The sequence below is a fragment of the Streptomyces sp. NPDC127098 genome, assembly GCF_042722465.1.
Taxonomy (GTDB): domain Bacteria; phylum Actinomycetota; class Actinomycetes; order Streptomycetales; family Streptomycetaceae; genus Streptomyces; species Streptomyces millisiae.
Genome location: NZ_JBHXFJ010000033.1, coordinates 74524 through 83581 on the forward strand (window position 1 = coordinate 74524; position 9058 = coordinate 83581).

A 9058-nucleotide genomic window follows, 5' to 3' on the forward strand; every position below is an offset into this window, starting at 1 on the left:
GCGCCCGGTCAGGCCGCCGGCCAGGCGACCGGCGGGGAGGAGGCAGTAGGCCGCCAGGCCGGGACCGTCGAGGTGATTCGTTCCGTCAACGGCCCCGTCAGGGACCTCGCGTTCTCGCCCGACTCGCAGTGGCTGGCCTGGGCGCACCCGGGGATCGGCCGGTCGTTGACGCAGATCAAGATCGCCAAGCTGGGCGTCGAGGAGGTCACGATCATCGACGTCACGGACGGCAGGTTCGAGGACGAGGAGCCGGTGTTCACCAGCGACGGCCGGTATCTCGCGTTCCTGTCGTGGCGTGGCTTCGACCCGGTGTACGACGTGCACACCGGCGACCTGTCCTTCCCGCTCGGCTGCCGCCCGTACCTGGTGCCGCTGACCTCCGCCACCCGCTCGCCGTTCGCGATCACGCCCGAGGGGCGGCCGGCCGCCGGTGGGCTCGATCCGGACGACGCGGGTGGCGACGAGGGTGCCGTGCAGGTGGAGGCGGAGGGGCTCGGCAGCCGGGTGACGCCGTTCCCGGTGGCCGCGTCGAAGTACAGCTCGCTGCATCCGGTGGCCGGCGGCGGCCTGGTGTGGCTGCGGTGGCCGATCTCGGGCGCGCTCGGGGAGACGTTCGTCAATCCGGACGACACCTCCGGCAAGCCCACCCTGGAGCACTTCGACCCGGCGAAGAACAAGCGCACCGAACTCACCGACGACGTCGACTGGTTCGTGCCGAGCGGCGACGGCACCCGGCTCGTGGTGTGCGAGGACGAGGAGCTGCGGGCCGTCCCGGCGACCGAGAGCGGCGACAGCGACTCGACCGTCCATGTGGACCTGCGCCGGATCGTGCACACGGCGGAGCCGGCCGCCGAGTGGCGGCAGGCGTTCGAGGAGGCGGGTCGGATCGTGCGCGACTACTTCTGGGAGCCGGGGATGGGCGGCGTGGACTGGTCGGCCGTGCTCGACCAGTACCGGCCGCTGGTCGAACGCGTGGCCAGCCCGGACGAGTTCGCCGACCTGCTGTGGGAGACGCTGGGCGAGCTCGGCACCTCGCACGCGTACGTCACCCCGGCCCGCCGCAACGAGGGGCCGGCGCACTACCAGCGGGCGCAGGGTCTGCTCGGCGCCAACTTCGCGCGCACCAAGGACGGTTCGTGGCAGGTGACGCGGATCCTGCCCGGCGACTCCTCGGATTCCAGGGCCCGTTCGCCGCTGGCCGGCAGCGGGGTGCGGGAGGGCGCGGTGCTGACGCACGTCGGCGGCCGGCCGGTGGATCCGGTGGCGGGTCCCTGGCCGCTGCTGGCCGGAACGGGCGGCACCAGCGTGGAGTTGGCCTTCGCCGAGGAGGACGGCCGGCAGCGCAGGATCGCGGTGATGCCGTTGATCGACGACCGGCCGCTGCGCTACCAGGACTGGGTGAGCAGGCGGCGCGAGCTGGTCCGCGAGTTGAGCGGCGGGCGCTGCGGCTACGTGCACATCCCGGACATGGGCGGCTCCGGCTGGGCGCAGTTCAACCGCGACCTGCGGATGGAGTTCTCACGGCAGGCGCTGATCGTCGACGTGCGGGGCAACGCGGGCGGCAACATCAGCGAGTTGGTGATCGAGAAGCTGAGCCGCACGATCCTGGGCTGGGACCTGACGCGGAACGCGCAGCCGGTCTCGTACACCTCGAACGCGCCGCGCGGCCCGGTGGTGGCGCTGGCCGACGAGGCGACCTCGTCGGACGGCGACATGATCACGGCGGCGTTCCGGCTGTTGAAGCTGGGGCCCGTGGTGGGCGGCAGGACGTGGGGCGGGGTGGTCGGCATCACCGGGGAGCACCAGCTGGCGGACGACACGGACATCACGGTGCCGATGAACGCGGCCTGGTTCGACACGTACGGCTGGGCCGTGGAGAACCGGGGGGTCGAGCCGGACATCGAGGCGGTGCGGTCACCGATCGACTGGGCCGAGGGACGTTCGGTGGTGCTCGACACGGCGGTGCGGGTGGCGCTCGACCTGCTGGAGCGGCGGCCGGCGGCCTCGCCGCCCGGCTATCGGGACATCCCCGACCGGCGCCGGCCGCCGCTGCCGCCCCGCACCACCGACTAGCCCGATATGCGCGCTTCGCCCGATCGTGTCAGCCTGGGGGTAGCAGGCACCGGCAGCCACCGGTTTCTTCGAGGCGATGGTGAGGAGTGGCGGCGCATGGGCATGGCGGACCAGATCAAGGAGAAGGCCCAGCAGCTGCAGGAGCGCGCCAGGCGGGCGATGAGCGGCCAGGGCGGTCAGGGCGGCCAGCACCGACGGGAGGGGGGAGGAGGGCCCGGGCAGGGCGACCTGTCGCAGCGCGGCAGGGACATGCGCGGCAGCGCCCTGGACGAGGACCGCGAGGACCGCGGGGACCGCGATCGGTGACGAGCGGCTGACGACATGGGGCGCGCCCGGTGACGGGCGCGCCCCATCCACGTGTGCGGCGACCGATGAGTTCCCCGGCCCGCGGCGGTCGGCATTCCGACACGTCCCGGTCCTGGACGAGGACGAGGATCAGGACCACACGGCCGAGGAGCACGAGGAGCCGCCCATGCCGCCCGCCGACTTCGGGGAGAGCAAGCCCAGAAGCACCGAGCTCGACCCCCGCTACAGCGCGCCCGGCGCCGAGCCGACGCCCTGGGCCGAGGCGCTGCGCGGGCTGACCGAGGCCGAGGTGTACTGGCTGTCCACGGTGCGCCCGGACGGGCAGCCGCACGTGACGCCGCTGCTGAGCGTCTGGGTCGCCGGGGCGCCGCACTTCACCAGCGGCGCCGGGGAGCGGAAGGTGCGGAACCTGGCGGCCAATCCGCGCTGCGTGCTGACCACCGGCGACAGCGCGCTCGACCGGGGGCTGGACCTGGTGGTCGAGGGCAGCGCGCGGCTGGTCGGCGACGAGGCGGAGCTGCGCCGGATCGCGGAGGCGTTCGTCGCCAAGTACGGCGAGGAGTGGCGGTACGAGGTGCGTGACGGCGCGTTCAGGAACCGCCTGGACCAGCGGGCCCTGGTCTACCGGCTGCGTCCTTCGGTGGCCTTCGGCTTCCGCAAGGGCGACTACGCCCAGACGCGCTGGCGGTTCTAGGGCCCGTCGCTTTCCTGCCGGGTCGCCGCCCGGCCGCTCGGGCCGACGAGGGTGTGGCGCGGGTTGCCGGTCACCCGGCGCAGCCGGCGCACGGCCCAGGGGCTGGACAGTACGGCGGGGATCAGCGGCCGCAGCGGCTGCGCGGCGCGCACCCAGCGCTGGCCGTAGACGTGGGCGGCGCGCCGTTCGATGCCGTCGGCGAGCCGTTCCACGGCGGGCTGGAGCGGGTTGGTGCGGTTGGTGGGCCAGGGCAGCAGCGAGCGACCGAGGCGCAGGTGGGGGTCCTCGTCGACGCCGCGCACCAGATCGGTGTCGGTCCAGCTGAGGTAGGCCACGCCGACCCGGACGCCGTCGTCGGCGACCTCGGGGCGCAGGCCGTGCGCGAAGGCCTCGACGGCGGACTTGGATGCGCAGTAGGCGGTCATCAGCGGAGCCGGGGTGAGGGCGGCGAGCGAGGCGATCTGCAGGAAGTAGCCCCGGCTGTCGCGCAGCGCGGGCAGGAAGGCGCGGCAGGTGACGGCGGAGCCGACGACGTTGACCTCGACGACGCGCCGCCAGCCGGCGTCGTCCGAGTCGGCGAAGCGGCCGCCGGCGGCCACCCCGGCGTTGGCGACCACGACGTCGACGCGACCGAACCGCTCACCGACGCGGCGGGCGGCCTCGGCCATGGCGGCCTCGTCGGTGACGTCCGCGTCCCAGTGCTCGGCGGGACCCGGCAGGGACTCGGCGACGGCCCGCGACGCCTCGGGTTCGAGGCCGACGAGGGCGACCGTGGCGCCCCGCTCGGACAGCGTGCGCGCCAGCGCGGCGCCTATGCCGCGCGCTCCTCCGGTGATGACGGCGACCCGACCGCGCACCGCGTGCCGGCGTGTGCTCATAGCAGGTGCTCCTTCACGAGGGCGATCAACGGTGCCACGACGCGGTCCGGGGCCTCGAAGGGGGCCATGTGCCCGATGTCGGGCAGTTCGACCAGCTCCACGAGGTGGGGCAGCCGGTCGGCGGTGCGGCGGGCGTGGACGAGGGGGGTGAGGCGGTCGACGGTGCCGTGCACCACGGTGGTGGGCAGGTCGAGGCGGCCCAGCAGCGCGGACAGGTCGAGGTCGGCGAGCACCCGGCCCCACTCGGCGCGGCCCTGGCGTGGGCAGCGGGCGACCATCCGGGCGACCAGCCGCCGCTGTTCGGCGGTGGCCGCGCGGCTCATGGTGACGTAGCGGACGAGCTGACGGCTGAGCGGGGTGACCGGGCCGTACGGCAACCGGCTGGTCAGCAGCAGGCGTTGGGCCCGGGCGCGGGCGGGGCCCGGCGGCAGCGGGAAGACGGTGGACGCGCCGGTGAGTCCTTCGACGCCGGTGGAGCAGAGCAGTGTGGCGGCGGCGAGATCGCGCAGTTCGGGCCGCCCGGCGGCGGCCACCACGGTCATGGCGCCCATGGAGTGGCCGGCGACGACGGCCCGCGCGCCGGCCGGCACGGTGGCGGCCAGCACCGCGCACAGGTCGTCGGCCAGCGCCTCGGGCGAGCAGGCGCCGGGCGTGGCGGGGGTGCGGCCGTGGCCGCGCTGGTCGTAGACCACCACCCGGTGCTCTGGCAGCAGCAACTCCCGCAGCGGCCGCCAGAAGCCGGTGTCGCAGGCCCAGCCGTGCACCAGCAGGACGGTGGGCCGGTCGTCCGGGCCGTGGACCTCGGTGTGCAGGCGGGCTCCGCCGGTGGAGACGACGCTCAGCCGCCGGATCGTCTCAGCCACGGGCGACCACCGCCTCGCGGCGCAGCACCTCGTACTCGGCGAGGTCCACCCGCTCGGTGGCGCGGCGGAACTCGGCGGTGGTGCCGGGCCACACGGTGGTGTTGCGGCCCCTGGCGTCCAGATACCAGCTGCGGCAACCGCCGGTGTTCCAGACCGAGTTCGCGAGCCGGGCGGCCATCAGTCCGCCCCAGGCGCGGACCGCGTCGGGGCGTGGGGTGAGGGCGGCCCGGCCGCCGGGCGGCGCGAGGGCGGCGAGTTTTCTCATGAAGTCGGCCAGGTAGGTGAGTTGGGCCTCGATGACGAGGATCATCGAGTTGTTGCCGAGTCCGGTGTTGGGTCCGATGACGGTGAGCAGGTTGGGGAAGCCGACGGCCGTGGTGCCGCGCAGCGCGGCCATCCCGTCGCGCCACTCGTGGGCGAGCGTGGTGCCGTGGGCGCCGGTGACGCGGTGCGCGATGGGCTGGTCGGTGATCCGGAAGCCGGTGCCGAGGACGAGGACGTCGGCGGTGGCCTCGCGACCGTCCTCGGCGACCAGGGTGGCGCCGCGCACCGCCCGCAGCCCGGAGTCGACGAGCCGCACGTGGGGGCGGGCGAGCGTCGGGTACCAGTCGTTGGAGAGCAGGACCCGCTTGCAGCCCAGCCGGTAGTCGGGGGTGAGTCGGCGGCGCAGCTCGGGGTCGGCGACGGCGCGGCGCAGGTGGAGGGCGGCGAGCCGTTCGACGGCCCGCATCCGCGCGGGGTGTCTGGTGAAGGCGCCGACCTGGAGCTCCCTTATGCCGCAGGCGAGTTGGCGGCGGAGTGTGCCGGCGAGCGGGATCCTGGCGTGCAGGGCGCGCTCGGCGGCCGTGATGGGCCGGTCGGGCTTGGGGAGGACCCAGGGCGGAGTGCGTTGGAAGACGGTGAGTTCGGTGACCTGGTGCTGGATCTCGGGCACGAACTGGACGGCCGAGGCGCCGGTGCCGACGACGGCGACCCGCCGGCCGCGCAGCGGGACGGTGTGGTCCCAGCGCGCGGAGTGGAAGACGGCGCCGGGGAAGCGGTCCAGGCCCGGCAGGTCGGGGAGGCTCGGCTCGGAGAGCGGTCCGGTGGCGGAGACCAGCACCTCGGCGGTGAGCGGCCCGGTGCCGGTCTCGATCTCCCAGTGCAGCGCGTCCGCGTCCCAACGGGCCGCGGTGACCTCGGAGTCGAGCCGCAGGTGAGGGCGGAGCCCGAAGGCGTCGGTCAGGTGCTCCAGGTAGCGGCGGATCTCCGGCTGCCCGGAGAAGCTGCGGGGCCAGTGGGGGTTGGGGGCGAAGGAGAACGAGTAGAGGTGCGAGGGGATGTCGCAGGCGCAGCCCGGATAGGTGTTGTCGCGCCAGGCGCCGCCCACCGCGCCGGCGCGTTCGAGGATCACGAGGTCGGTGACGCCGAGCCGGCGCAGCCGCACCGCGGCGCCCAGGCCGCCGAAGCCGGCCCCGACGACCGCCACCTTCACATGCATCAGCCGCTCAGCTCCTCCCGTGAGGACAGGTCTGGCAACCAGCCAGTCATCACTGGCGTGTCGGGGAGTGTAGGGCAGCTTCTTACCGACCGGTAGGGTACGGACGCTCTCTAGACTGCGGTTCGTGCACGCATCGGAGGCACCCCAGGCACCACGCCAGTACCGGGCCGCCGAGTTGGCGAAGGCGGCCGGCATCCCGGAGCGCACCCTGCGCTACTACCGGGAGCGCCGACTACTGCCGCCGCCGCGCCGCGTCGGCCGGGTCGCCTGGTACGACGACAGCCACCTGTCCAGGCTGCGCACCATCGCGGCGCTGTTGGCCCGCGGCCACACGCTGGGCGGCATAGCCGAGTTGATAGCCGCGTTCACGGCGGGCCACGACACCGGGCGCACCGCCGAACTCCTGGGCCTCGCCGAGCCGTTGCCGGCGCCGGCCGAGCCGCCGCCCTGGGCCGAGGAGCGGCCGGTGCGGCTGACGCGGGCCGAGCTCGCCGCGTACTGGCCGGGCGGCGACTCCCCGGAGAACCTGGCGGCGGCGGTGGAGACCGGGTATCTCACGGTGGCCGGGGACGAGATCACGCACTTCAGCCGCGAACTGCTTGAGGCGACCTCCGCGCTGGTCGAGGAGGGCCTGCCGCTGCCCGTGGTGCTGGCCGCCGGGCAGGTGCTGCGCGGTCATGCCGAGGAGTTGGCCGGGGTGTTCACGGAGGTGCTGCGGGCGCACGTGGCCCCCGAGGTGCTGGGGCACGACGCGGGGGACGGCGACCGGCATCCGCTGTCGGCCGAGGACGTCGAGCGGCTCACCGAGGTGTTGCAGCGGCTGCGGCCGCTGGTGAAGCGGGCGGTGTCGGCGGCGATCACACTGGCCGTCGACCGTCGCCTCGGCGCCGAGTTCCAGCCGCCGGCCGGAGGCTAGCTCTCCATCGACTCCGGCTGCCGCAGGGTCATCAGCCCGCGCAGCCCGTTGGCCAGGATCGACACGTCCGCCTCGCCGAAGATGATCCGCTGGAGCATGAAGCCCTGCGCGCAGGCGAGCAGCGTGCGGGCGACGTCGCGCGGGGGTACGTCGTCGCGCATCCAGCCGTTGCGCTGGTAGCCGGCCACCAGCCCCTCCCACAGGTCGAGGAGCCGCCCGAGCCCCTCCTGGAGGACGGTGGACAGCTCCTCGTTGCGCAGCGTCTCCGTCCACACGTGCGGCAGCAGCGCGGGCGCGTAGGGCAGCGTTGACCAGATCCGGTCGAGGGCGTGGACGAGGTCGTCGGGCAGGTTGGGCCGCTCGGCGGCCGCGATGGGTTCGAACGCCGCACGCACCGCGCCGAGCACCTCGGTCGCGAGGGCCGTGATCATGGCTTCCTTGCTGGGGAAGTACCGGTAGACGGCACCGGCGGACAGGCCGCTCTCGCGCAACACGTCCTGCATCGAGGCGCCGTGGAAGCCGTCACGGGCGAAGACGCGGGCGGCGCCGTCGAGTATCTGTCGACGGCGCGCCTCGAGGTGTTCCTGGGAGACGCGTGCCATACCCGAGAAGATAAAACGAACATTCATTCTTGACAAGCCACGCCGGACGGGCGCACGGTGAATAACGCAGAACGAATGATCCTTCTCTTTGATGTTCGGAGGCTTCGCGTGTCTCACCGCCGCGGCCTGCTGATCGTCGGCCTCCTCGTGCCGGCGCTGATCACCTTCATGCTCTGGGCCTTCACCTGGCCCGTCGCCCGCTCCGCCCCCCACGACCTCCCCGTCGGCGTCGCGGGCCCGCCCGTGGCCACCGACCGCATCGCCAGCCAGCTCTCCAACGCCGACGGCGCGTTCGACGTGCACCGCTACCCGGACGAGACCGCCGCCCGCGAGGCGATAACGCACCGCGAGATCTACGGCGCGCTCGTCGCCGACGGTCAGGAACCGCGACTCCTCACGGCCTCCGCCGCCGGGCCCGCCGTCGCCCAGCTGCTCCAGTCGATCGCCACCGGCCAGGCGGCGGAGGGCACCGAGGTGACGGTCGTCGACGTGGTGCCGGGCCCCGCCGCCGATCCGCGCGGCGCCGCCTTCACCGCCGGCGTGCTGCCGCTCGCCCTCGCTGGCCTCGCCACCGGGGCGGCGATCAGCGCCACCCGGCTGCGTGGCCGCTGGGCGCTGCTCGCCCTGGCCTGCTCAGCGCCGCTGATCGGCCTGGCCGCGGCCGCGGTCGGCCACGGCTGGCTCGACGTGCTCGGCGGCGGGTGGTGGCAGGTCACCGCCGCGCTCAGCCTGTTCGCGCTGACCGGCGCCGCCACCGTCGCCGGCGCGACGGCGCTGCTCGGCCCGCGCGGCATCGGGCTCGGCGCGCTGCTCCTGATGCTGCTCGGCAACCCCTGGTCGGGGGCGGGCTCCGCGCCCGAGCTGCTGCCGGAACCGGTCGGCACGCTCGGGCAGCTGCTGCCCACCGGCGCCGGCGCCACGCTGCTGCGCTCCGTCTCCTTCTTCGACGGGCACGGGGCGGCGTTCCCGCTCGTCGTCCTGCTCGCCTGGACGGCGGCGGGCGTCGCCGCCGTGCTCGCCGGCCGCCGCGTAACCGCTGGCGCTCGGCCTCAGCCGCCACACGGCGCGGCCGGCGCGTCACCCGCGCCCGCCCGCCCCGAGGGCCCGAGTACGCGGGAGGCGCGTACCCGCTGACGCTCGGCCTCGGCCGCGAAACCGCCGGTACCCCACCCCAGCCGACCACCCGCCCGCACTCGGCGGCCGTGACCGCCAGCGCGGCGCGGCCGGCGCGTCGGTCGCCCGGGCC

General features: G+C 74.5%; 9 protein-coding genes. 5 read left to right on the forward strand and 4 right to left on the reverse strand.

Annotated features, from left to right (window positions below; all coding sequences use genetic code 11):
* The 3 genes from ACFWI8_RS21320 to ACFWI8_RS21330 form a co-directional block, all read left to right on the forward strand.
* On the forward strand, positions 1-2073 hold a 2073-nt coding region (locus ACFWI8_RS21320), incomplete at its 5' end, for a S41 family peptidase (RefSeq protein ID WP_387093833.1).
* 96 nt (positions 2074-2169) lie between these two features.
* Positions 2170-2379, forward strand: coding sequence for a hypothetical protein (locus ACFWI8_RS21325; RefSeq protein WP_387093835.1), 210 nt, complete (start codon positions 2170-2172; stop codon positions 2377-2379).
* Between the two features lie 166 nt (positions 2380-2545).
* Positions 2546-3073 (forward strand): pyridoxamine 5'-phosphate oxidase family protein, encoded by a 528-nt coding sequence (locus tag ACFWI8_RS21330; protein ID WP_387093837.1) that lies wholly within the window; start codon positions 2546-2548, stop codon positions 3071-3073.
* Here ACFWI8_RS21330 and ACFWI8_RS21335 read toward each other — a convergent pair.
* Genes ACFWI8_RS21335 through ACFWI8_RS21345 form a run of 3 tightly spaced genes read right to left on the reverse strand, consistent with a single transcriptional unit; the run spans position 3070 to position 6294 of the window.
* Entirely contained in the window at positions 3070-3951 is an 882-nt protein-coding gene (locus ACFWI8_RS21335) for an SDR family oxidoreductase (protein ID WP_387093840.1), read from the reverse strand. The genes ACFWI8_RS21330 and ACFWI8_RS21335 overlap by 4 nt on opposite strands.
* A complete protein-coding gene (locus ACFWI8_RS21340) occupies positions 3948-4814 on the reverse strand; it encodes an alpha/beta fold hydrolase (protein ID WP_387093842.1) in 867 nt (288 codons plus the stop codon). The genes ACFWI8_RS21335 and ACFWI8_RS21340 overlap by 4 nt, the downstream gene beginning before the upstream one ends.
* Positions 4807-6294 carry a flavin-containing monooxygenase gene (locus ACFWI8_RS21345; protein WP_387093845.1) on the reverse strand — a complete coding sequence of 496 codons (1488 nt, stop codon included), beginning with the start codon at positions 6292-6294 and terminating at the stop codon, positions 4807-4809. Before ACFWI8_RS21345 ends, ACFWI8_RS21340 begins: the two co-directional genes overlap by 8 nt.
* A 124-nt stretch (positions 6295-6418) precedes the next feature.
* Between ACFWI8_RS21345 and ACFWI8_RS21350 the strand changes: the two genes are divergently transcribed.
* Positions 6419-7210, forward strand: a complete 792-nt coding sequence (locus ACFWI8_RS21350; RefSeq protein WP_387093847.1) for a MerR family transcriptional regulator — start codon at positions 6419-6421, stop codon at positions 7208-7210.
* On the opposite strand, the gene ACFWI8_RS21355 is transcribed toward ACFWI8_RS21350, so the two are convergent.
* A complete protein-coding gene (locus tag ACFWI8_RS21355) occupies positions 7207-7812 on the reverse strand; it encodes a TetR/AcrR family transcriptional regulator (RefSeq protein ID WP_387093849.1) in 606 nt (201 codons plus the stop codon). The genes ACFWI8_RS21350 and ACFWI8_RS21355 overlap by 4 nt on opposite strands.
* Before the next feature lie 108 nt (positions 7813-7920).
* Between ACFWI8_RS21355 and ACFWI8_RS21360 the strand changes: the two genes are divergently transcribed.
* The gene (locus ACFWI8_RS21360) at positions 7921-8946 is read left to right on the forward strand and encodes an ABC transporter permease (protein WP_387093852.1); all 1026 of its coding nucleotides are present in this window, start codon (positions 7921-7923) and stop codon (positions 8944-8946) included.
* Positions 8947-9058 lie beyond the last annotated feature (112 nt).

What these genes read in the sequence shown, in the direction of transcription:
- ACFWI8_RS21325 (WP_387093835.1), top strand. Translation starts at nt 2,170, where the DNA reads ATGGGCATGGCGGACCAGATCAAGGAGAAGGCCCAGCAGCTGCAGGAG.
- ACFWI8_RS21330 (WP_387093837.1), top strand. Translation starts at nt 2,546, where the DNA reads ATGCCGCCCGCCGACTTCGGGGAGAGCAAGCCCAGAAGCACCGAGCTC.
- ACFWI8_RS21335 (WP_387093840.1), bottom strand. Translation starts at nt 3,951, where the DNA reads ATGAGCACACGCCGGCACGCGGTGCGCGGTCGGGTCGCCGTCATCACC.
- ACFWI8_RS21345 (WP_387093845.1), bottom strand. Translation starts at nt 6,294, where the DNA reads ATGCATGTGAAGGTGGCGGTCGTCGGGGCCGGCTTCGGCGGCCTGGGC.
- ACFWI8_RS21355 (WP_387093849.1), bottom strand. Translation starts at nt 7,812, where the DNA reads ATGGCACGCGTCTCCCAGGAACACCTCGAGGCGCGCCGTCGACAGATA.